General features: G+C 69.9%; 19 protein-coding genes. 12 read left to right on the top strand and 7 right to left on the bottom strand.

The window, feature by feature from the left end; all coding sequences use genetic code 11:
• Positions 1-17 precede the first annotated feature (17 nt).
• Positions 18-1,613, bottom strand: coding sequence for a phytoene desaturase family protein (locus C7C45_RS04725; protein ID WP_110562383.1), 1,596 nt, complete (start codon positions 1,611-1,613; stop codon positions 18-20).
• A gap of 33 nt (positions 1,614-1,646) precedes the next feature.
• Positions 1,647-2,486: a YhjD/YihY/BrkB family envelope integrity protein gene (locus C7C45_RS04720; RefSeq protein WP_110562382.1), complete on the bottom strand. Its 840-nt coding sequence runs from the start codon at positions 2,484-2,486 to the stop codon at positions 1,647-1,649.
• 51 nt (positions 2,487-2,537) lie between these two features.
• Here C7C45_RS04720 and C7C45_RS04715 point away from each other — a divergent pair, with 51 nt between their 5' ends.
• Positions 2,538-3,089 carry a GNAT family N-acetyltransferase gene (locus C7C45_RS04715; RefSeq protein WP_110562381.1) on the top strand — a complete coding sequence of 184 codons (552 nt, stop codon included), beginning with the start codon at positions 2,538-2,540 and terminating at the stop codon, positions 3,087-3,089.
• A gap of 301 nt (positions 3,090-3,390) precedes the next feature.
• Positions 3,391-7,077 carry a CARDB domain-containing protein gene (locus tag C7C45_RS04710; protein WP_110562380.1) on the top strand — a complete coding sequence of 1,229 codons (3,687 nt, stop codon included), beginning with the start codon at positions 3,391-3,393 and terminating at the stop codon, positions 7,075-7,077.
• Here the strand turns inward: C7C45_RS04710 and C7C45_RS04705 are convergent.
• Complete coding sequence (locus C7C45_RS04705) at positions 7,067-7,426, bottom strand: hypothetical protein (RefSeq protein ID WP_244200241.1); 360 nt, start codon at positions 7,424-7,426, stop codon at positions 7,067-7,069. The two genes, C7C45_RS04710 and C7C45_RS04705, sit on opposite strands and share 11 nt — an antisense overlap.
• Positions 7,423-7,677 carry a hypothetical protein gene (locus C7C45_RS04700; RefSeq protein WP_110562379.1) on the bottom strand — a complete coding sequence of 85 codons (255 nt, stop codon included), beginning with the start codon at positions 7,675-7,677 and terminating at the stop codon, positions 7,423-7,425. Before C7C45_RS04700 ends, C7C45_RS04705 begins: the two co-directional genes overlap by 4 nt.
• A gap of 138 nt (positions 7,678-7,815) precedes the next feature.
• Between C7C45_RS04700 and C7C45_RS04695 the strand changes: the two genes are divergently transcribed.
• The 7 genes from C7C45_RS04695 to ispG all read left to right on the top strand — a co-directional run bounded on the left by C7C45_RS04695 (position 7,816) and on the right by ispG (position 15,540).
• Positions 7,816-8,697, top strand: coding sequence for a helix-turn-helix domain-containing protein (locus tag C7C45_RS04695; protein ID WP_110562378.1), 882 nt, complete (start codon positions 7,816-7,818; stop codon positions 8,695-8,697).
• Entirely contained in the window at positions 8,687-8,884 is a 198-nt protein-coding gene (locus C7C45_RS04690; RefSeq protein ID WP_110562377.1) for a DUF397 domain-containing protein, read from the top strand. The genes C7C45_RS04695 and C7C45_RS04690 overlap by 11 nt, the downstream gene beginning before the upstream one ends.
• 123 nt (positions 8,885-9,007) lie before the next feature.
• Positions 9,008-10,984, top strand: coding sequence for a WD40 repeat domain-containing protein (locus C7C45_RS04685; protein ID WP_110562376.1), 1,977 nt, complete (start codon positions 9,008-9,010; stop codon positions 10,982-10,984).
• Between the two features lie 234 nt (positions 10,985-11,218).
• Positions 11,219-11,854, top strand: coding sequence for a Uma2 family endonuclease (locus C7C45_RS04680; RefSeq protein ID WP_110562375.1), 636 nt, complete (start codon positions 11,219-11,221; stop codon positions 11,852-11,854).
• Positions 11,855-11,897: 43 nt separating this feature from the next.
• The gene (gene dxr / locus C7C45_RS04675) at positions 11,898-13,109 is read left to right on the top strand and encodes a 1-deoxy-D-xylulose-5-phosphate reductoisomerase (RefSeq protein ID WP_110562374.1); all 1,212 of its coding nucleotides are present in this window, start codon (positions 11,898-11,900) and stop codon (positions 13,107-13,109) included.
• Complete coding sequence (locus C7C45_RS04670; protein ID WP_110562373.1) at positions 13,109-14,359, top strand: M50 family metallopeptidase; 1,251 nt, start codon at positions 13,109-13,111, stop codon at positions 14,357-14,359. The genes dxr and C7C45_RS04670 overlap by 1 nt, the downstream gene beginning before the upstream one ends.
• 8 nt (positions 14,360-14,367) lie before the next feature.
• Complete coding sequence (ispG, locus tag C7C45_RS04665; RefSeq protein WP_110562372.1) at positions 14,368-15,540, top strand: flavodoxin-dependent (E)-4-hydroxy-3-methylbut-2-enyl-diphosphate synthase; 1,173 nt, start codon at positions 14,368-14,370, stop codon at positions 15,538-15,540.
• Positions 15,541-15,644: 104 nt separating this feature from the next.
• Here ispG and C7C45_RS04660 read toward each other — a convergent pair whose 3' ends face one another.
• Complete coding sequence (locus tag C7C45_RS04660) at positions 15,645-16,226, bottom strand: PadR family transcriptional regulator (RefSeq protein WP_110562371.1); 582 nt, start codon at positions 16,224-16,226, stop codon at positions 15,645-15,647.
• A gap of 112 nt (positions 16,227-16,338) precedes the next feature.
• On the opposite strand from C7C45_RS04660, the gene C7C45_RS04655 reads away from it, so the two are divergent.
• A complete protein-coding gene (locus C7C45_RS04655; RefSeq protein ID WP_110562370.1) occupies positions 16,339-17,562 on the top strand; it encodes an MFS transporter in 1,224 nt (407 codons plus the stop codon).
• 57 nt (positions 17,563-17,619) lie between these two features.
• On the top strand, positions 17,620-18,459 hold the full coding sequence (locus tag C7C45_RS04650) for a GNAT family N-acetyltransferase (protein ID WP_110562369.1): 840 nt from the start codon (positions 17,620-17,622) through the stop codon (positions 18,457-18,459).
• A 149-nt stretch (positions 18,460-18,608) separates the two neighbouring features.
• Here the strand turns inward: C7C45_RS04650 and C7C45_RS04645 are convergent, their stop codons facing one another.
• Together C7C45_RS04645 and C7C45_RS04640 are read right to left on the bottom strand one after the other, a co-directional pair.
• On the bottom strand, positions 18,609-19,196 hold the full coding sequence (locus C7C45_RS04645) for a hypothetical protein (RefSeq protein ID WP_110562368.1): 588 nt from the start codon (positions 19,194-19,196) through the stop codon (positions 18,609-18,611).
• A gap of 948 nt (positions 19,197-20,144) precedes the next feature.
• Complete coding sequence (locus tag C7C45_RS04640) at positions 20,145-20,939, bottom strand: DedA family protein (protein WP_110562367.1); 795 nt, start codon at positions 20,937-20,939, stop codon at positions 20,145-20,147.
• Here C7C45_RS04640 and C7C45_RS04635 point away from each other — a divergent pair.
• Entirely contained in the window at positions 20,938-21,720 is a 783-nt protein-coding gene (locus C7C45_RS04635; RefSeq protein ID WP_110562366.1) for a carbon-nitrogen hydrolase family protein, read from the top strand. The genes C7C45_RS04640 and C7C45_RS04635 overlap by 2 nt on opposite strands.
• The last annotated feature ends 8 nt before the right edge of the window (positions 21,721-21,728 follow it).

The raw sequence follows: 21,728 nt of genomic DNA, 5'->3' as shown, positions 1-21,728 counted from the left end.
GATGGGGTGGGGTGGGGTCAGCGGCCTAGGTCGGTGAGGATGCGGCGGGCGGCGTTGTGGCCGGCCGCGCCGATCACGCTGCCGGCCGGGTGACAGCCGGCGCTGCCGGCGTACACGCCGTCGATTCCGGTGGCGTAGGGCATCCGATCGGTGAACGAGACCGTGTTGTCGACGTGGTGAATGTGCCCGCCGGTGATGCCGAAGTGCTCCTCGATGCCGGGCGGGGGCAGTGGCACCGCGTCGGCGATCAGATCGCCGGTGCCGGGGGCGTACCGCTCGACGATCTCGATGAGCCGGTCGACGTAGCCGGGCAGCGCCGCGTCCCAGGTGGTGCCCGCCAGCTCGTAGGGGACCGACTGGACGAAGAGCGCTGACGAGTGGTGCCCGGCGGCGTCGGAGAGCGACGGGTCGACTGTGGTGTGCAGGTACCACTCGATGGTCGGCTCCGCCGGCAGCCGCCCGGCCTGCACGTCCGCCCACATGGCGCGCAGCGCCGTCATCGGCGAGGTGGTGTCCCCGCCGACAAGCGATGCGGAGCCGGGCAGCAGGTGGATGGTCGAGCCGAACGGGCTGGGCGTGCCGGCCGGTAGGCAGGCGAACTGTGGCAGCCCGGTGAGCGCCAGGTTGAGTTTGAGGGTGGTGCCGGGGCGGCGGACCGCCGCCATCCGTTCACCGAGCGGCGCCGGGAGCGCGCCGTCGGGCAACAGGTCGATCAGCCGGTACGGGTCGCACGCGCCGAGCACCACCCGGGCGGCGACCTGTCGGCCGTCGGCCAGCACCACGCCGCTGGCCGCGCCGCCGTCCAGGGTCACCGCACTCACCGGCGTACCGGTTCGGATGGTCGCCCCGGCGGCACGGGCGGCCTCCGCGAACGTGCGCGACACCGTGCCCATCCCGCCCTCGGCGATCATCCAGGTGCCGCCGGATCCGGGCAGTCTGCACATGTTGTGCACCAGGAAGTTGTGGCCGGTGCCGGGGTCGTCCGGGCCGGCGTTGAGCCCGGACAGCCCGTCGGTGACCGCGTACATGCTGACCAACAGCTCGGAGCGGAACTCGAATCGGGCCAGGTAGTCGGCGACCGACCCTTGGACGAGGTCGACGAAGACCTGTCGTAGCGCCGGGCGGATGTGCAGCTCGGCGGTCTCCTGGACACTGAGCGGCTCGGCCAGCCAGGCCGGGGCGAGATCCGCACGCAGCGCGGCCAGCTCGGCCTGCATGGCGTCGTCGGCGGCCACGTCGGCGGGGGAGAAGAACTCGGCGAGCTGCGCCCGGGTGGCGGCGGTGTCGCGGCCGTTGAGCAGGTACGGCGAGCCGAGGCCGCCGGGCGTGGGGAGGAAGTAGTGCGGGTCGCGGCGCAGCACCGGGATCCGTACGTCGAGCGTGGCGAGCAGCTCCGGCGGCATCAGCCCGAGCAGGTACGAACCGGTGGAGTGCCGCAGGCCCGGCACCTTCGGGAACGGGTTCTCGGTGCGGGTGGCGCCGCCGATCACGTCGGCGGCCTCCAGCACGAGGACGTCCAGACCGGCGCGGGCCAGCAGGACGGCGGAGACCAGACCGTTGTGCCCGGCACCGACGATCACGACGTCGGCGCGGGCCGGAATCTCACTGCTCATGCCGCGGCAGCCTAGTCCGCCCCACCGGCCCGGTCAGCCCTTCCGCTGTCCGTGCTGGGCTCGCCAGCGGGAGAGGGCCAGGGTGGCGGAGTAGCCGGCCAGGACGATCACGTGGAACAAATAGAGCCAGAGGAGTACGGCCACACCCGCGCCGATCTCGTCGAAGCCGCCGAACGGCACGCCCAGGTTCAGGGGGAGCGAGGCGAAGAGCACGAAGCCGTGCATGAAGCCGGACAGGTTCGCCGCGGTGAACGAGCCGATCGCGAGGGTGGAGAGCCAGTCCGGCGAGGCTGGCCCGACCACCCGGAACACCCAGACCAGCACGGGCGTGAGCACCAGCCAGACCGCCAGGAACGACAGCACCACGCCCAGCACGCCGAGCCAGCCGCCCTGACGTACGAGCCGGGTGGTGAGCGGCAGCGCCAGCAGGATCGACAGCAGCAGTGCCGGGGCCGGCGCGAGCAGCGGCAGCAGCAACAGCCGGCCCCGCCAGCCGACCAGGTGCTCGTCGGAGCGGGGTGCGGCAACCGAGACGAACGCCCGGCGCAGCCCTTCGCCGTAGAGCGACGCGGGCAGCAGGGAGGCCAGCGCCAGCAGTGGGGTCAGCTCCACCCCGGCGTCGACCAGCGCATGCACCGCCCGGGGCGCGCCGATCGCGGTGGGCAGGGCTTCCACGGCGTACGAGGTGAGCCGGCGGACCCGGTCCGCCCCGGCTGCCAGCGAGGTGAGCCAGATCGCCAGCAGCGCGACCGGCACGACCGCGATCGCGCCGTAGAAGGTGATCGCCGCGGCGTGCAGTGACAGGTCGCGTCCGCGCACGGGTCGGAACGCGGCACTGGTGATCCGCTTCGCCCGCTGCCAGCCGCTGCCCATCGTGATTTCTTTCCCTGTGGTCGGGGCCGTCACTCCCTAAGATCGCCTGCCATGACTGTTCTCACCACCGAACGTCTGATCCTGCGCGATTGGACCGACGATCCGGCCGACCTGGCCCGGATCTACGACATCTACTCCCGCCCCGACATCACCCGCTGGCTGGCCGTGTCACCGGGCCTGCCGATGACCGACCCGGCCCAGGCCGTCGAGCGGCTGCGTTTCTGGCAGGACCGGCACGCCGCCGACGGCGGCCGGTACGGCACCTGGGCGATCGAGGTACGCGAGACCGGCGTGGTGGCGGGCACCGTGTTGCTCAAGCCGCTGCCCGGAACGCCGGAGACGCAGCTCACCGAGGACATCGAGACGGGCTGGCACCTGCACCCGGATTCGTGGGGTCACGGCTACGCCACCGAGGCGGCCAGTGCGCTCCTCGCGCGGGAGTTCGCCGCCGGCACCTCGGAGATCTACGCGCTCGTGTCGCCGGGCAACGAGCCGTCGATGGCGGTCTGCCGGCGACTCGGCATGGCCCACGTGGGCCGGCGCACCGACTGGTACGGCGGCGAGGAGTTGGAGACCTTCGTCCTGGCGGCACCAACCAACTGATCCGTTCGGCGGCTGCGCGTGAGCCGCCCTGCGCCCCGATGAGCCGTATACCTCAGGGTCATGAATATGACTCTGAGGTATACGGCTCAGAGCAGCGGCTGGCTCTCGCCGCGAGCGCGGCCATCAATAGTCAAGTTGGTCGAAGTGTTGACGCTCCCGTAGCACGTCAGTAACCTTTGGTCAAAGTCGCGCAAGATTTCGACAAAGACGTGCAGGTTTCGTGCACACCTTCGGAAGATTCAGCGGGCTCCCTCCTGGTCCAGCCGCCTGCGGCAGCCGTCCCCCCAATGACAGGACTGTGATGAGACGAAGGAATCTGTTCAGGACGGTGGCGGCGACAGCCGCGGCCACGCTGATCGCCAGCGCAGGGCTCACCGCCCTCGCCAGCCCGGCCAGCGCCGCCCGCCCTGCCGACGCGGCGGCCGCGCCGAGCAGCGGCTTCGCCCCGGCGGCCACCAACCTCGCCCTGGGTCGTCCCACCCAGGAGAGTGGCCACGCCGACGTCTACGACTCGTCGAAGGTCGTCGACGGCAACGCGGGCAGCTACTGGGAGAGCGCCAACAACTCGTTCCCCGAGTGGGTGCAGGTCGATCTCGGCTCGGCGCAGGGCGTCAACCAGGTCGTGCTGAAGGTGCCGACCTCCGGTTGGGGCACCCGTACGCAGACGTTGAGCGTGCAGGGCAGCGCCAACGGCTCGTCGTTCACCGACCTGGTCGGGTCGCAGACCTACACCTTCAACCCGGCGAGCGGCAGTACCGTCACGATCAACTTCGGTCAGACCACAACCCGCTACGTGCGGATCAACGTCACCGCCAACAGCGCCTGGCCGGCTGGCCAGTTCTCCGAACTGGAGGTGTACGGCAGCGGCACCACCGGGGACACGACCGCGCCGAGCGTCCCGGGGACGTTGGCACAGAGCACGTCGGGCAGCACGATCACGCTCACCTGGGGTGCTTCCACCGACTCCGGTGGCAGCGGTCTCGCCGGCTACAACGTCTACCGGGGCGGCAACCTGATCGCGACGCTGGGCACCACCCTCACGTACCAGGACACCCAGCCGGCGACGGCGACCGTGTCGTACTACGTCCGTGCCCGCGACGGTGCCGGCAACCTGTCCGGCAACAGCAACACGGTCACCCGGACCGGCAGCAATCCGCCCGCCTGCACCAACGTGGCACAGGGCAAGACCATGACGGCGAGCGGCTCCACCTTCACCTTCACCCCGGAGAAGGCGAACGACGGGCAGCTCACCACGTACTGGGAGGGTGCGGCGAGCTACCCGCAGAACCTGACCGTTGCGCTCGGCGCCAACCACTCCATCTCCGGAGTGACCGTCAAGCTCAACCCGGACCCGGCCTGGGGCACCCGCACCCAGACCATCCAGGTCCTCGGCCGTGACCAGACGTCAGCCACGTACGCCAATCTGGTGTCGGCGGCGAGTTACCAGTTCGCCCAGGGCGCCAACGTGGTGAGCATCCCGGTCAGCGCGACCACGGCGGACGTGCAACTGCGGTTCACCGGCAACACCGGCGCTCCGTCCGGCCAGGTGGCCGAGCTCGAGGTGTGTGGCACGCCGGCACCCAACCCGGACCTGGTCGTCAGCTCGGTGGCCTGGTCGCCCACGTCGCCCAGCGAGGTCTCCCCGGTCACGCTCTCCGCCGTGGTGCAGAACATCGGCTCGGCGTCCGCCGGTGCGACCACTGTCAACTTCAGCCTGGCCGGCGCGGTCGTCGGCAGCGCCACGGTGGGCGCGCTCAGCGCGGGCGCCTCGACCACCGTGTCGTTCAACGCGGGTACGCGGCCGATGGGCAGCTACGCCGTCGCGGCGGTGGTCGACCCGACGATCACGATCGTCGAGCAGAACAACGGCAACAACAGCTTCACGGCAGCGTCGCCGCTGGTGGTGGCGCAGGCCCCCGGCCCCGATCTGCAGGTGCTCAGCATCGCCTCGAACCCGCCGAACCCGGCCGTCGGGGCGTCCGTCACGTTCACCGTTGCGGTTCGCAACCGAGGCACCACCGCGACCGGCGCGACCACTGTCACCCGGCTGGTGGTGGGCGGCACCACGCTCAACACCAACACCGCCTCGGTCGCCGCCGGCGCGACGGTCAACGTGGCCGTCACCGGCAGTTGGACCGCCACCAGCGGCGGCGCCACCATCACGGCCACCGCCGACGCGACGAACGCGGTCACCGAGACCAACGAGACCAACAACGCGTTCAGTCAGTCGATCGTGGTCGGACGTGGGGCGGCGGTCCCGTACGTCTCCTACGAGGCCGAGGCCGGTCGCTTCCAGGGCACCCTGCTGGAGACCGACCCGCTGCGCACCTTCGGCCACACCAACTTCGCCTCCGAGTCCTCGGGCCGCAAGTCGGTACGGCTCAACAGCACCGGCCATTTCGTCGAGTTCACGTCGACCAACCAGGCCAACTCCATCGTGGTGCGCAACTCCATCCCGGACGCGCCGGGTGGCGGCGGCATCGAGGCGACCATCAGCCTCTACGTCAACGACGTCTTCTCCCGGAAGCTGACCCTGTCGTCTCGGCACAGTTGGCTCTACGGCAACACCGACGGGCCGGAGGCCCTGACCAACACCCCGCAGGCCGACGCCCGACGACTGTTCGACGAGTCGAACGCGCTGCTGGCGCAGTCGTACCCGGCCGGCACCCGGTTCAAGTTGCAGCGCGACTCGGGGGACTCGGCCTCCTTCTATGTGATCGACATGATCGACCTGGAGCAGGTGGCACCGGCGGCGAGCCAGCCGGCGGGCTGCACCTCGATCACCTCGTACGGTGCGGTCCCGAACGACGGCCTCGACGACACCGCGGCCATCCAGCGGGCGGTGACCGACGACCAGAACGGCGTCATCGGCTGCGTCTGGATCCCCGCCGGGCAGTGGCGGCAGGAGCAGAAGATCCTGACCGACGACCCGCTGAACCGGGGTACGCACAACCAGGTCGGCATCAGCAACGTCACCATCCGGGGCGCCGGCATGTGGCACTCGCAGCTCTACACGCTGACCGAGCCGCAGAACGTGGTGGGCGGCATCAACCACCCGCACGAGGGCAACTTCGGCTTCGACATCGACAAGAACACCCAGATCTCCGACATCGCCATCTTCGGCTCGGGCCGGATCCGTGGTGGCGACGGCAACGCCGAGGGTGGCGTTGGTCTGAACGGTCGCTTCGGAACCGGCACCCGGATCAGCAACGTCTGGATCGAGCACGCCAATGTGGGCGTCTGGGTGGGTCGTGACTACGACAACATCCCCGACCTCTGGGGGCCGGCTGACGGGCTGGAGTTCAGCGGCATGCGGATCCGCAACACGTACGCCGACGGCATCAACTTCAGCAACGGCACGCGCAACTCGCGGGTGTTCAACTCGTCCTTCCGCACCACCGGGGACGACGCGCTCGCCGTCTGGGCCAACCCGTACGTCAAGGACCGCAACGTCGACATCGCCCACGACAACCACTTCGTCAACAACACCATCCAGCTGCCCTGGCGGGCGAATGGCATTGCCATCTACGGCGGCTACGACAACTCGATCGAGAACAACCTGGTCTATGACACCGCCAACTACCCGGGCATCATGCTGGCGACCGACCACGACCCGCTGCCCTTCTCCGGGACGACGCTGATCGCCAACAACGGGCTCTACCGCACCGGCGGCGCATTCTGGAACGAGGACCAGGAGTTCGGTGCCATCACGCTCTTCCCCGCCACCAGGGACATCGTCGGGGTCACGATCCGCGACACCGACATCATCGACTCGACGTACGACGGGATCCAGTTCAAGAACGGCGGCGGCAACATGCCGAACGTCGCCATCACCAACGTGCGGATCGACAAGTCCAACAACGGTGCGGGCATCCTCGCGATGAGCGGGGCCCGCGGCAACGCCAACCTGACCAGCGTGACAATCACGAACTCGGCCGACGGCAACATCGTCATCCAGCCGGGCTCGCAGTTCGTCATCACTCCCTGATCGACACGGTTTGAGTGAAGTCGGGGGGTCCGCGGTCTGCGGGCACCCCGACTTCCGTGCTGGGCACTGCGGCGCAGAGTCCGTCGTGGGCGTCGGACCGCCGGCAGCGACCGGCGCCGCGGAGCGCGGCGTCACAAAACACTCGGGTACGCAGGAACTGCGCGTCCTCCTCGCTCAGCGTGGTCTCGCCGAAGTCGAGAACGCTGAGATGGCCGAGCGAGTCGCGCAGCGCCACGGCCAGAGCGGTGACCTCGTCCAGGCTGGTCAAGGTGGTCGGCAGGTGAATGATCCACCGCTGCGCTGCTGGCATCGCTGGTGGTGGCGGGTGGTCCCCGGTCGCGGGGGTCATCGCAGTACCACTGTTCCTCCGGTGAGCAGCGTCTGGATCTGCCCGCCGGTCAGGCCGCGCTTCTGAAGGACGTGACGGCCCCAGCGGTGCAGCCGGCACGGGTGCGCGGCCTGGTCCTTGCGGCACCGCTGACCGTCGGGCCGTTGCTCGGGGGTATGCACGCTGATCGCCCGCAACGCGAACACGACGTCCTCGGCGCTCACGTAGGGCGGCAGTGGCAGGTCATCGTAGATCTCGCCAACCGGGTCCATGGCTCTCCTTCACTGCGGTCTCGCTAGTGGCCTGGTGATCCACGATGGTCATTCTGGGGATGGTCCAACGCAATCTTTCGCGGCAGAATGCAGACCAAGGGATGAGGTGCCTTACGCGACGACAGCCAGGGAGATGACGTGGACGACTCCGGCAGCACAGTCCCGCGGAGGCAACTCGGCAGATATCTGAGAGAGCTTCGCGAAAATGCTTATGTGACGGTCACCGCGGCGGCCAAGGAATTGGAATGGTCGTCACCCCGAATCTGGCGCTACGAAACCGGCCAGGTCCCGATGCACCCGAACGACGTGGCGGCCATGTGCCGGGTCTACGGCGCGTCCCCGGAGACGATCGAGACGATGCGGGCGCTGGCGCGGGAGACCAAGGCACACGGCTGGTGGCACAGCTACGGCGAAGCGATCAAGGACTGGTTCAAGCTGTACGTCGGCCTGGAAGCCGCCGCCACCCGCATTCGGAAGTATGAAGCCGACCTCGTGCCCGGTCTGTTGCAGACGGTCGAGTACATGACCGAGGTCATCGCCACCGACCACCCGCAGCTCGGCGAGGCGGAGCGCAAGGCTCGGGTGGACATCCGGCTGCGTCGGCAGCGATTGCTGGCGCGGGCGGTGCCCCGTGCCCCGCATCTCGACGTGATCCTCAACGAATCCGTGCTGCGTCGGCCGCTGCGCGACCGAGCGGCAATGGTCCGGCAACTGGATGCCCTGGTGGTGACGAGCGAGCGCCACAACATCAGCCTGCGCGTGCTGCCACTGGCTGCTGGGCTGTTCCGTTGGGCATCGTCGGGCACCTTCACCATGCTCGACTTCCCGTCCGAGGTACGGGAGCCGGAGCCGACCACGATCTATATGGACGGCCCCTGCGGCGCGGTCTACCTTGACAAGGCCCACGAAATCGAGCTTTACGAGAACGTGTGGCGCTCACTAGGGGAGCGAGCGCTGCCCCCGACCGAGTCCCGCGAGTTGATTGCGGCGATAGCGAAGGAGATGGCCGATGGTGCGTGACGGAGTCTGGCGCAAGTCCTCCCGATCCGGTGGCGACGGCGACTGCGTCGAGGTGGCCGGGTTCGTCGACGCGGTCGGGGTGCGGGACAGCAAGGACCGGCAGGGGCCGGAGTTGACCTTCACCCCCTCGGCCTGGACCGCCTTCATCGCGTCAACCCGCCCACGGCAGGTAAACAACCGCCGCTGAGCCGCCAGGGCGAACTCGTTCACCGAGATCTTGGAAGAATTCGGCCCCGGGAGGGGCGATTTCCCTCCAAGATCTGTCGCAGGCCCGGGTTAGCCTCCCCGCGATTTCTGGGGAGGGTGCGGGGTGGACCGGTTCGAACACATCGTGGCGCTGTTACGCAGTGGACGGACGGCTCGTGCCGATCAACTACGGGCCGAGGCGCCCGGGGCGCTGCTGCCCCGGTGGACGGCCGGCGAGCCGTTGAGCCCTGCGCTGCGGCAGGTGCATCAGTTCGCGTACTCGATCAGGGCGGTTCGCGTGGACGACACGTACGCCTGGGCGATGGTCGACGGCAGCATCTACCGGATGCCCCTTGCCGGCGGCGAGGCGCAACGGCTGCGCCTGGAGGGCCGACACGAGTCTTTCTACTGGGACGCCGTGTTCGACGATGCGACAGTCGTCGCCGTGGAGGACGAGCGGCTGCTCGTGTGGGACCTCGTGACGGGGATGCTGCTACTGGCGACCGACCCGGATGCCATTCCCCTCCGCGCGGCGCCCCTGCGGAGCCTCGCGATCGGTGCCGGAGTGGCGGTCACCGGCACCAAGGACGGCTATCTGCTGAAGTGGGATCTGGCCGACGGTCGGCTGCTGGGCAGGACCGCCGCCCACAGCGGTCATGTCACCCGCGTGGCGATCAGCACCGACAGCGCTCCGACCGTGTTGAGCCTCGGCGGCGAGGACAGATTCACGGAGACGCTGTGCTTCCATGACCTCGACGGGTTCCGTCGCACCGGCGAGGTGGCTGTGCCCGCGCAGACGGGTTGCGGCGGCTGGACGGTGCTGGACGGTCAGCGGCGGGCGGTGACAGTCGCCGAAGAGGGCCTACTGACCGTCTGGGATCCTGTCGCGGCGGCACCGGTGGCACAGTTTGCCACCGCGGCACGCCTACGCGAAGCGCTGGTCTTCATCGCTGGCGGGGCCTGTGTGGTGCTCGACGAGGACTCGGCGCTGCGCATCATGGACCTTCGGGACGGCACGGTGCGCGGGACGATTCGGACTGACTTCACCCACCGCGTCGACAGGGTCGCCGTGCACGGCACGTTCGTCTTCGCGGCGGGGGACGTGCGGACCAACCTCCTTGAGTTGACCGATCCCCTCGCGCAGGACGACAAGGACCGGCCGTACTTCCGAGACGCCGTCCCAGCCACGATCGACGGGCGGCCCGCGATCATCGCCGTGGACGCGGACGGCTCGTTCGAGGTCATCGACGCGGCCGATGGGCGGAGGTTCGGCGACCCGGCCGCCGAACGGAGAATCACACTCCGGACCGCAGTCTGGTACCCCCGACCGGGAGTTGTCACCGCAGGCGACCGGGATCTCCTTGTCGTCGTGTCGGAGTGCGGCCCGACGACCGTCGACCCGGCCACTGGCGATACCCACACCGCAGCCGAGTCGTCGCTGAGCCCAGCAGGACCTCGGTTGATCGCCACCGGCAACGGCCTCATAGCGGCGACAAACGATAAAGGTGTACTCGCTGTCTGGGACGCGGCCACCCTGACGCTGCGCGCTTCGCTCCAACTGGCCGACGTATACGGGACGATCTCGCTTGCGCTCGCTGACCTGCACGGCCGCACCGTGGTACTGGCCGGCACCGAAGGCGGCGGGATTCGTTGGTTCGACAGCGCCGACCTGAATGAGATCACCCCACCAGGCCGATTCGCCGAGCGACCCAACCACCCCGCCGTCAGGCGCCTGGACTGGCCCGGACCGGCGGCCGTCACCGGATTGGATGTGTTCGGCTCCGTCGTGATCGTGGCCGTGGACGACACCGTCACCTGCGCCGACATCGCCACCGGGGAGCCGTCCGGACCGGCCCTGGCCCATCCGAACAAGGTCTTGGCGATACGGCCAACGGTCCTCGATGGTGTCCCGGTGGTCGCCACCAGCTGCGCCGACCGGACTCTTCGGGTCTGGGAGATCGAGACAGGCCACACGATCTGGTCCGTCGCTCTGCCCCAACAGGTCGGCCGGATCGTCTCGGTCGCCGCCGACCAGATCATCGTCCTCACCGAGGGTCATCTGATCGCGGTCGGCCCCGGTCCCAAGATTCCGTCCAGCTGAGGGACGGGCGCGCAGATCTTGGACACTTTCCGTCCGCGCGGAACGGAAAGTGTCCAAGATCTCCGTCGATGCGCGGCCGATCGACGTCGGCGGGCCGGGGTCGGGGGCGGGGTGGGTCGGCGGGGCGTGAAGCCCGCACGCCCGTTGGCGGACACCGCGTGCGATGTGCCTGTTGTCGGGGCTGCGCGACTAGGCTGAGCTGAGCAGGATGGTCCGCTGAGGGGGTGAGCCCGGATGGCCCAGGCAGCGTTCGCGCCGGAGCCGGCGCCGCAGGACACCGAGCCGTCGTTCGACGTGCTGCGGTGGCACGACGAACCCTGGACTGCGCAGCTCGCCCTCGACCTGTTGCCGGAGACCAGCGGCCCCAAGGTTGAGGTCCTGAGCGGAAGCGTGATCGTGACACCACACGCGGGAATCGATCATCAGTCGGTCGAGCGGGAGTTGCCGTACGTGCTGCACCGTGCTGCGCGGAAGGCCGGCTTCTGGGTCTACCCGGAGATCAACGTCATCTCCGGGGATGACCTCTTCATCCCCGACATCGCTGTGCTGCGCAAATCAGGCGGTGGCCGCACGACGGTCCCCATCGCCGAGGCGGTGCTGCTGGGGGAGATCGTGTCGCCCGGAAATCGGCGCAAGGACGTGATCGACAGACCCCGGGAGTACGCCGCCGCCGGGGTGCCGTTCTTCCTCCGGGTCGACCTGCGCAATCGGGTGCCCACCATGGCGCTGCTGGAGCTGGTCGACGGGGAGTACCGGCCGCTGGCCGCCGCTGCGGCAGGGAGCACCTTCGCGATGCGGGAGCCGTTCGAATTCTCCATCGACCCGGCCGAGTTGCTGGACGAGGAGGAGCCGGACGGCGGGGAGGGCTGAGGCTCCCAGCGGGCGTACAGCGGCAGTGGGGAAGAATGGCCGCGTGACTTCCCCCCGCGACCTTGTTCTGCTCGGGTCCACTGGCTCGATCGGCACGCAGGCCATCGACATCGTCCGGCGCAATCCGGACCGGTTTCGGGTGGTCGCGGTGGGTGCCGGCGGCGGTAACGTCGAGCTGCTCGCCGCGCAGGCCCTCGAACTGGGCGTCGAAGCGGTCGGGGTCGCCAAGGCGTCCGCCGCGCAGGACCTCCAACTCGCGTTCTACGCCGAGGCGAGCCGGCGTGGCTGGGCCACCGGCGACTTCAAGCTTCCGAAGATCGTGGCCGGCCCGGACGCGATGACCGAGCTGGCCCAGTGGCCGTGCGACATCGTGCTCAACGGGGTCGTCGGCTCGCTGGGCCTCGCTCCTACGCTGGCCGCGCTGCGTGGTGGTCGTACTCTCGCGTTGGCCAACAAGGAGTCGCTCGTGGCCGGCGGCCCGCTGGTCAAGGCCGCGGTGATGCGGCCGGGGCAGATCGTTCCGGTCGACTCGGAGCACACCGCGTTGGCGCAGTGCCTGCGCAGCGGGACGCGCCCGGAGGTGCGTCGGTTGATCGTCACCGCCAGCGGCGGCCCGTTCCGGGGCCGGACCCGCGACGAGTTGACGCAGGTCACGCCCGAGCAGGCGCTCGCGCACCCGACCTGGAACATGGGGAAGGTCATCACGATCAACTCGGCCACCATGGTCAACAAGGCGCTTGAGGTGATCGAGGCGCACGAGTTGTTCGACGTGCCCTACGCCGACATCACCGTGATGGTGCACCCGACCTCGGTGATCCACTCGATGGTCGAGTTCGTCGACGGGTCGACGATCGCCCAGGCCAGCCCACCGGACATGCGGCTGCCCATCGCGGTCGCGCTGGGCTGGCCGGACCGGGTGCCGGGCGCCGCCGCCGCGGTCGACTGGACGGCCTCCCACACCTGGGAGTTCGCCCCGCTCGACGACGAGGCGTTCCCGGCGGTCGCACTGGCCAAGGCCGCCGGCGAGGCCGGGCGCTGCCGGCCGGCGATCTACAACGCGGCGAACGAGGAGTGCGTGGCGGCGTTCGTGGCGGGCCGGCTGCCGTTCCTCGGCATCGTCGACACCCTCGAACGCGTGTTGGAGGAGGCTCCGGACTTCGACGAACCAGGTACCGTCGAGGACGTGCTCACGGCTGAGTCGTGGGCACGCGCGCACGCGCAGGAGATCATCGCGGGTCCGGTGGAAGGAAATTGATGGCAAACCTGCTCGGGGTGGCGATCTTCGCCCTGGCCATCCTCATCTCGGTGAGCCTGCACGAGGCGGGGCACATGCTCACCGCCAAGGCGTTCGGGATGAAGGTCACAAAGTACTTCGTCGGCTTCGGCCCCACCGTCTGGTCGTTCAAGCGGGGTGAGACGGAGTACGGCCTCAAGGGGATCCCGCTCGGCGGCTTCTGCAAGATCGTCGGGATGACCGCGCAGGACGACGACGTCGATCCGGCCGACGAGCCGCGGGCGATGTGGCGCTTCCCGGTGTGGAAGCGCACGATCGTCATGTCCGCGGGCTCGATCACCCACTTCGCGCTGGCACTGATCGCCATCTGGGTGGCGGCCGTCTCCCTGGGCCTGCCCAACCCCAAGTTCCCCACGAACGACGCGGAGATCCGGCAGGAGCCGGCGGTCATCTCGATTTCCGACTGTGTGGTGCCGGACAGCACGCCCCGCGCCTGCGCGCCGGGTGACGCGGCAAGTCCCGCCGCCCAGGCCCAGTTGCGGGACGGCGACCGGATCACCTCGCTCAACGGCAAGCCGATCAACAACTACGGTGAGATGCTCGCGAGCCTGCGGGCCCTGAAGCCGGGTGAGACCGCGCAGATCGGGTACGTCCGCGACGGGCAGCCCGGCCAGACCAGCACGGTGCTGGCGCAGACGCAGCGTCCCCCGATCGACGACCCGAAGGGTGCTGTCGGCCCGGTCGCCGCGCTCGGCGTCGCGCTCACCGTCACCACCCCGACCCGCGTGACGTACGGGCCGGTCGCGGCCTTCGGCGCCACCGGCGACTTCACCCGCGAGCTGGCCGTCGGCACCGTCCAGGCGTTGCAGCGACTGCCGCAGAAGGTCCCCGCCCTGTGGACCGCCATCACCGGCGGCGAACGTGACGTGGACACCCCGATCAGCGTCGTCGGCGCCAGCCGCCTCGGCGGCGAGGCGTTCGCCAACAAGGCGTGGCTGCTGTTCGTGACGCTGTTCATCTCGCTGAACTTCTTCATCGGCGTGTTCAACCTGCTGCCGCTGCTCCCACTGGACGGTGGCCACATCGCCATCGCCTGGTTCGAACGGGCACGCTCCTGGCTGTACGCACGGATCGGCCGCGCCGACCCCGGCCGGGTCGACTACCTCAAGCTGATGCCCTTCACGTACGTGGTGATTCTGATCGGTGGCGTGTTCACGCTGCTGACCATCACCGCGGACGTCGTCAACCCGATCACGCTCTTCCCAAGGTGAGTGCTGAAGTGACCGCTGTCCGTCTCGGTATCCCCGCCATGCCGCCCCCGCCGCTCGCTCCCCGCCGGGCCAGCCGCCAGATCATGGTCGGTTCGGTGCCGGTGGGTGGTGGTGCGCCGGTGTCCGTGCAGTCGATGACCACGACCCTCACCTCCGACATCAACGCCACCCTCCAGCAGATCGCCGAGCTGACCGCGTCCGGCTGCCAGATCGTCCGGGTGGCCGTGCCATCACAGGACGACGTCGAGGCGCTGCCCGCGATCGCCAAGAAGTCGCAGATCCCGGTGATCGCCGACATCCACTTCCAACCCAAGTACGTCTTCGCCGCCATCGACGCCGGCTGCGCGGCCGTCCGGGTCAACCCGGGCAACATCCGCCAGTTCGACGACAAGGTCAAGGAGATCGCGGCAGCGGCCTCCGCCGCCGGCACTCCGATCCGGATCGGCGTCAACGCCGGCTCGCTGGACAAGCGGCTGCTGGCCAAGTACGGCAAGGCCACCGCCGAGGCGCTCGTCGAGTCGGCGCTGTGGGAGTGCTCGCTGTTCGAGGAGCACGGCTTCCGCGACATCAAGATCTCGGTCAAGCACAACGACCCGGTCGTGATGATCCGGGCGTACCGGCAGCTCGCCGAGCAGTGCGACTACCCGCTGCACCTCGGCGTCACCGAGGCCGGCCCGGCCTTCCAGGGCACCATCAAGTCGGCGGTCGCCTTCGGCGCCCTGCTCGCCGAGGGGATCGGCGACACCATCCGGGTGTCGCTGTCCGCCCCGCCGGTCGAGGAGATCAAGGTCGGCAACCAGATCCTGGAGTCGCTGGGCCTGCGTGAGCGGGGCCTGGAGATCGTCTCCTGCCCGTCCTGCGGACGCGCCCAGGTGGACGTCTACAAGCTCGCCGAAGAGGTCACCGCCGGTCTGGAAGGACTGCCGGTGCCGCTGCGGGTCGCCGTGATGGGCTGTGTCGTCAACGGTCCGGGCGAAGCTCGCGAGGCCGACCTCGGCGTCGCCTCCGGCAACGGCAAGGGCCAGATCTTCGTCAAGGGGCAGGTCGTCAAGACGGTGCCCGAGGCGCAGATCGTGGAGACGCTGATCGAGGAGGCGCTGCGAATCGCCGACGAGATGGGCGCCGAGCTTCCCGAGGAGCTGCGCGGGCTGGTCACCGGCCCGACCGTCACCGTGCACTGATTTTCCAGGTGGAAAAAGCGGCCGTTCCCAACAGGGAACGGCCGCTTTCTCGTCTCCCCGACCCGCCGGTGCGTGGCAGGCCGGTGCTGAGGTGCGGCTTCGCGTCACTCGGATTCGGCGAGGATCGCGTACAGCTTGCGGCGGGTCTCGTCGAGCACCTGGGCGGCCCGCTCACGCTGGTCGTCGGTGCCGTTCATCATCACCTGGCGCAGGGCGTTCATCGCCTGCGCGCCGGAGTCCCGGATGTCGTGCCAGCTGCTCACCGTGCCCTGGGCGACGTCCGCCCACGGTGGGGTCTGCGCGGCCTCGGTGGCTTCCGCCTGACCGACCTCGGTGACCGTGAACCGCTTGCGCCCGCCGCCGGACTCCTCCGTGCTGGCGACGATCACGCCCTCGTCCTCCAGTAGCTGGAGGGTGGGGTAGATCGAGCCCGGGCTCGGCCGCCACGCACCGCCGGTGCGGGAGTCGATCTCCTGGATCATCTCGTAGCCGTGCATCGGCCGCTCGGTGAGCAGGGCCAGCACGGCGCCTCGGACGTTGGGGCGTCGACCCCGTCCACGCCCCCGACCGCCCCAGGGGCCGCCGTGTCCGCGCTCGTGGCCGTGCGGGCCGGGCGGGATCGGCGGGAAGCCGAATCCACGCATCCGGGCCTCGTGCATCGGGTGGTGCTCTCGGTGGAACCTCATCGGGTTCTTCCTCTCTTCGTACTGTCGCTGATGCATCAACGATATATCGGCAATGCATCGCCGACAACCCTCTCTTTGTAAACCGTACGTACGTCTTGCTAAAGTGCCGATCATGCACCTGCTTCCCCCGCCGGGCCCGGCCCGGGTCCTCACCGTCGGCACCCTGGTCAAGACCGTCGGCCGGGGCCTCTGGCTCGTCGCGAGCGCCCTCTTCCTCACCCGCTCGGTCGGCCTGTCGGCGACCCAGGTGGGTATCGGACTGACCATCTCGGCGCTGGTCGGTGTCCTGGCCAGCACGCCGAGCGGCTACCTGGCCGACCGCGTCGGCCCGCGCGGCGTCCAGGTCGGGGCGCTGTTCGCCGCCGGCATGATGACCATCGGTCTGATCGCCGTCCGGTCGTTCCCCACGTTCGTGCTGGTGGGCACCGCCACCGCGCTCGCCGACGCGATCGAACGCGGTGCCCGAGGCGCGCTCATCGCCGGAGCGCTCCCGGCCGACCAGCGGGTACGCACCCGCGCCTACCTGCGGGCCACCACCAACGTCGGAATCTCCGTCGGTGCCGTCCTCGGCGGCTTCGCCATCGCCGCCGACACCCGAACCGGGTACGTCGCGCTGATCCTCACCGCAGCGGCAGCGTCACTGGCCGCAGCGGCGATCTTCCTCCGACTGCCCGCCGTCGCCCCGATCGCCGCCCCCACGCACGGCCCCCGGCTGATCGCCCTGCGGGACCGTCCGTTCCTCGCCTTCACCCTGGTCGACGGGCTGATGTCGATGCACTTCAGCCTGCTCACCATCGCCCTGCCGCTGTGGATCGCCGACCACACCCGGGCACCCGCCTGGATGATCTCCGCGTTGACGCTTGTCAACACCGTGCTGGTGGTGCTCCTACAGGTCCGCGTCGCGCGCACCGCCGCCACCCTGCCCGGAGCCGCCCGCGCCTCCCGTCGAGCGGGCGTGGCCATCGCCCTGGCCTGCGTACTCTTCGCCGCCAGCGGCGCGCTACCAACCGCCGGCGCCGTGGGCCTGCTCGGCGTCGGAGCGCTCGCCCACGTGATCGGGGAGTTGTGGCACTCCGCTGCCGGCTGGGGCATCTCCTTCGGGCTGGCACCAGCGGACGCCCAGGGGCAGTACCAGGGGGCGTACGGCATGGGCTACGAACTGGGCAAGATGCTCGCGCCGGTCGTGGTGACCACCCTCGCGCTCGGTTGGGGCGTACCGGGCTGGCTTGTGCTCGGTGCCCTGTTCCTCCTGCTCGGGGCACTGGTGCCGCCGGTCGTCCGCTGGGCCGGCCGGACTCGGCCGGTCAGCGAGCCCGCAGAACCGGCGACCGTCTGATTGCGGCATCGTCACTCGACCGGCGGAGCGGGGGGTCGATCTGGCAGGCTGGGAGTCGTGCTGACGGTGCCGGTACGGCAACTCGGGGAATCGGAGCGCCGCGCGGTCGAGCGACTACTCGACCACGACCCGTTCGCGGGCGCGCAGGTCGCCGAGCGGATCGCCGCGCGCGGACTCTCCTGGTGGCGGGCCGAGGGCAGGATCCTGGGGTACGGCGCCCGCCGCAACCTGGAATCGCTCTGCTGGCTCGGCGGCAACCTGACTCCGGTGCTGGCGACCGACGCCGCGGTGGCCGCCTTCGCCGACCTACTCGCGGGCGAGGAACGACTCTGCTCGTCCATCGTCGGTCGTGCGGACGCCGTCCTCGGGCTGTGGGACCGGCTCTCCGACACCTGGGGGCCAGCCCGAGACGTCCGCCCCAACCAGCCACTGCTGGCCGCCGACGCCCTGCCATCCGTACCTGCCGACCCGGAGGTACGCCGGGTCCGCCCCGGCGAGGTCGACCGACTCTTCCCGGCGGCGGTGGCCATGTACACCGAAGAAGTCGGCGTCTCCCCGCTGGCCGAGGACGGCGGGCGCAGCTACCGCCGACGGGTCAACGACCTGGTCCGCTCCGGCCGGGCGTACGCCCGCTTCGTCGACGGCAAAGTCGTGTTCAAGGCCGAACTGGCCGTGGTCACCAAACGGACGGCGCAGGTCCAGGGCGTCTGGGTGGCACCGGAATGGCGGGGTCGAGGGATCGCCACGGCCGCCATGGCAGCCGTGGTCCGCGATGCGCTGCTGCGAGTCGCCCCCACCGTCAGCCTGTACGTCAACGATTTCAACCTTCCGGCCCGCCGGGTCTACGAGCGCTGCGGCTTCCAACCGATCGGCACCCTCGCCACGGTCCTCTTCTGACCGCTGGTCGCCGTCGGCTTGATCGGCGGTTCGGCGGTTCGGCGGTTCGGCTGAGCGTGGAGCGCGCACCCCAGCCTGGGTATGCCGGTGGCCGGCACCCCGGGTTTCGGGGTGCCGGCCAGCGGTCGGGTGTTCGGGTGGTGCGGGGGTCAGCTGTTCCAGTACTGGCCGACGAGGTCGGCGGCCTGCTGCTCCCACTGGGCGTAGGCGTCGGGGTAGGCGGAGACCTGGACGGTCTGCGCGGCCTGGGTCAGGGGCATGTCCTGCCACCCATCAACCTGCTTGAGGCCCTTGAGGAACGCGGTGGTCGAGTAGGCCGGGTCGGTGATCTGCTCCGGAGTACCCCAACCACTGGACGGGCGCTGCTGGAACAGGCCCAGCGAGTCGTGGTCGTTCATGTCGCCGAGGTGGCCCAGGTTCTCCAGCTTCGACTCCTGCAGGCTCGTGGCGATCGAGATGACCGCGGCCCGCTCGGGCAGGCCGGCCTTCTTCGTGGCCGCGATGATCGCCTTCGCGTTGCCGACCTGCTCGTCGTCGAGGGTGATGTGGGACTGGTCGCCCTGGGTGCCGTGCGGGATCAGCTTGGCGGTGTCCGGCTTGTCAGCCTGCACCGCGACAGCGGCGGGCTTGGCGTCCACGGCCGGGTTGGCGTGGGCGGCGATCGGACCGGCGAAGACACCACCGGCGAACGCGAGACCCGCAACGGACAGGACACTCTTACGCATGATCGTGTTCATGGGGGTAGCTCCTTCGGGGGTAAGGACACCCACACACCAGGGGGAAGGCGTGCCGGGTGTGAGCACCTCGTCCGGGCGCTGCACTAACGGGAAAAGTCTGCAAGGGGTCGGCGCTTACAAGCGGGGGGCTCGTGCGCCGGGGGCGGCGGCCTGCAAGCGGGGGGCTTGCGGCGCCGGGTCTGTGTGTAACGACCCGCGGTCCGGAGTCATTCCCCGGGGTGGGCCACGAGCGAGGGCTTGCGGCGCCGGGTCTGTGTGTAACGACCCGGGGGCCGGGGTCATTCCGGGGGCGGCCCGTCCATCAGCAGCCTCGTCGAGGCGGCGGCCGGGCGGCCGTTCGTGGGGATCACAACGACCCGGTGGGGGTCGGCATTCCAACCCCGCGACCAGCACCCCAACGCACGGGGCCGGCCGGTGGTGCTGCGATCGTCAGGGTGTGTAACGACCCCGGCCCGGCCATGATTCCGGGCCACGGATGCCACCGGTCACAGGCCAGGCCGCCCTAAACCGGGCGAACCACCATACGCCCGGCACAGGTAGCCCTCGCGTCGCGGATCACCCGCCTGATCCACTCCAGATCGCCGACATTGCGGTATCCCCGGCGCGCGACACCCCCACATCGGCGACATGGAGTCGATCACGCCCCCGCCACCCCCGGCGACCACCCCGCCCACCCCCCGCGACCCATCCGCCACACACGATGGGGTCGGGCAGGTCCGACCTCCCCGGACCGGACAAACCACCATACGCCCGGCACAGGTAGCCCTCGCGTCGCGGATCACCCGCCTGATCCACTCCAGATCGCCGACATTGCGGTATCCCCGGCGCGCGACACCCCCACATCGGCGACATGGAGTCGATCACGCCCCCGCGACCCCCCGCCCCACCCAGCTAGCTCGGCACGGCCGGGATCTGGCGACAGTAAGCGACCTTATGTCCGAATCGGGGCTAGTGGTCGTCGGAGGCCCAGGTGCCACTCCGATAGAGCGTCCCGCGCCCGCCGGGATCAGGCACCCCGGGCGCGGGCTCGCCGGGACCGGGGATGCCGGATTCGGCCATCTCGGGGTTGCGGGCGGCGCGGCGGGCTCGCAGCACGCGGGAGCCGACGAACCAGGCGGCCGCCGCCACGCAGACCACGATCACCACCTTCTGGAGCACGCCGACGTACCCCTCGACGAGGTGCCAGTTGTCGCCGAGCAGGTAGCCGGCGAGCACGAAGGTGGAGTTCCAGATCAGGCTGCCCAACGTGGTGTAGAGCAGGAACGTGGCCACCGGCATGCGCTCCACCCCGGCCGGAATGGAGATCAGGCTCCGGAAGATCGGAATCATCCGGCCGAAGAAGACGGCCTTCACGCCGTGCCGGAGGAACCACGCCTCGGTCCGGTCCACGTCGCTGAGCTTGACCAGTGGCAGCCGGGCCACGATGGCGCGCATCCGGTCGCGACCGAGCGACGCGCCGATCAGGTAGAGCGCCAGCGCGCCCACCACCGAACCCAGCGTGGTCCAGAAGATCGCACCGATCAGACTGATCCGGCCCTGCGCCGCGACGAACCCGGCCAGCGGCAGGATCACCTCGCTGGGGATCGGCGGGAACAGGTTCTCCAACGCCACCGCCAGGCCGGCGCCCGGGCCGCCCAGCCGTTCCACCAGGTCACTGACGTATCCGACGATCCCACCCTGTGGCGGTTCCGCTGCGGCGGTGGGGGTTCCGGTGGCGAGCACGGCGTGGGACGTTCGAATCATGCGCCCACCGTACGAAGTGATCCTGAGAGTCGACCATGCGGTTGACCACCCGACCACGCAGGATGACCACACCGGCAGGGATGCGGAAACCCGCACCCCGCTGCGGCTCGCGGCGGTGCAGCCGCTGTGCGTACCCCTGGATGTCGCGGCGAACGCTCGGGCGCACGCCGCCGCCGTCCGCGCGGCGCGTGCCCGGGTGGTGCTCTTTCCGGAGCTGTCGCTGACGGGGTACGAGTTGGACGGGCCGGTCGTGGCGGTCGACGACCCACGGTTGGCGCCGCTGGTTGAGGCCTGCGCCGAGACGGGAACGCTGGCGCTGGCGGGCGCGCCCGTCGCCGGCGACCACATCGCGATGTTGGCGGTGACCGGCGACGGGGTGTCGGTGGCGTACCGGAAGATGTGGCTGGGTGACGCGGAGTCCCGCCGGTTCCGGCCGGGCGACACGCCCGCCGTGCTCGATGTGGACGGCTGGCGGGTGGGGCTGGCGATCTGCAAGGACACCGGTGTCGCCGCGCACGCGGCGCGCACCGCCGCACTCGGGATCGACGTGTACGCGGCGGGAGTTCTGGAATTGGCAAGTGATGCCGCCGTGGTGGACGAGCGGGCGCAGCGGATCGTTGCCGCGCACCGGGTCTGGGTGGCGATAGCAAGCTTCGCCGGGGCGACCGGCGGCGGCTACACCGAGGCGGCCGGGCAGTCGGGGGTCTGGACGCCGGCCGGCGAGGTGCACGCGCGGGCGGGCACCGAGCCGGACGAGCTGATCAGCGTCGCGATCACCTGAAGGCAGCA

The sequence above is a fragment of the Micromonospora arborensis genome, from assembly GCF_003205615.1.
GTDB lineage: Bacteria > Actinomycetota > Actinomycetes > Mycobacteriales > Micromonosporaceae > Micromonospora > Micromonospora arborensis.
The sequence above is the reverse complement of the archived record's forward strand: the minus strand, read 5'-3'. Positions and strand labels throughout refer to the sequence as shown.

Excerpts from the sequence above, each read along its gene's own strand:
- C7C45_RS04715 (WP_110562381.1), top strand. The coding sequence starts at position 2,538 with ATGACTGTTCTCACCACCGAACGTCTGATCCTGCGCGATTGGACCGAC.
- C7C45_RS04725 (WP_110562383.1), bottom strand. The coding sequence starts at position 1,613 with ATGAGCAGTGAGATTCCGGCCCGCGCCGACGTCGTGATCGTCGGTGCC.
- C7C45_RS04635 (WP_110562366.1), top strand. The coding sequence starts at position 20,938 with ATGCGCCCACCGTACGAAGTGATCCTGAGAGTCGACCATGCGGTTGAC.
- C7C45_RS04645 (WP_110562368.1), bottom strand. The coding sequence starts at position 19,196 with ATGAACACGATCATGCGTAAGAGTGTCCTGTCCGTTGCGGGTCTCGCG.
- C7C45_RS04705 (WP_244200241.1), bottom strand. The coding sequence starts at position 7,426 with ATGACCCCCGCGACCGGGGACCACCCGCCACCACCAGCGATGCCAGCA.
- C7C45_RS04700 (WP_110562379.1), bottom strand. The coding sequence starts at position 7,677 with ATGGACCCGGTTGGCGAGATCTACGATGACCTGCCACTGCCGCCCTAC.
- C7C45_RS04655 (WP_110562370.1), top strand. The coding sequence starts at position 16,339 with ATGCACCTGCTTCCCCCGCCGGGCCCGGCCCGGGTCCTCACCGTCGGC.
- C7C45_RS04680 (WP_110562375.1), top strand. The coding sequence starts at position 11,219 with ATGGCCCAGGCAGCGTTCGCGCCGGAGCCGGCGCCGCAGGACACCGAG.
- C7C45_RS04690 (WP_110562377.1), top strand. The coding sequence starts at position 8,687 with ATGGTGCGTGACGGAGTCTGGCGCAAGTCCTCCCGATCCGGTGGCGAC.
- C7C45_RS04640 (WP_110562367.1), bottom strand. The coding sequence starts at position 20,939 with ATGATTCGAACGTCCCACGCCGTGCTCGCCACCGGAACCCCCACCGCC.
- C7C45_RS04720 (WP_110562382.1), bottom strand. The coding sequence starts at position 2,486 with ATGGGCAGCGGCTGGCAGCGGGCGAAGCGGATCACCAGTGCCGCGTTC.
- C7C45_RS04660 (WP_110562371.1), bottom strand. The coding sequence starts at position 16,226 with ATGAGGTTCCACCGAGAGCACCACCCGATGCACGAGGCCCGGATGCGT.
- C7C45_RS04710 (WP_110562380.1), top strand. The coding sequence starts at position 3,391 with ATGAGACGAAGGAATCTGTTCAGGACGGTGGCGGCGACAGCCGCGGCC.
- C7C45_RS04670 (WP_110562373.1), top strand. The coding sequence starts at position 13,109 with ATGGCAAACCTGCTCGGGGTGGCGATCTTCGCCCTGGCCATCCTCATC.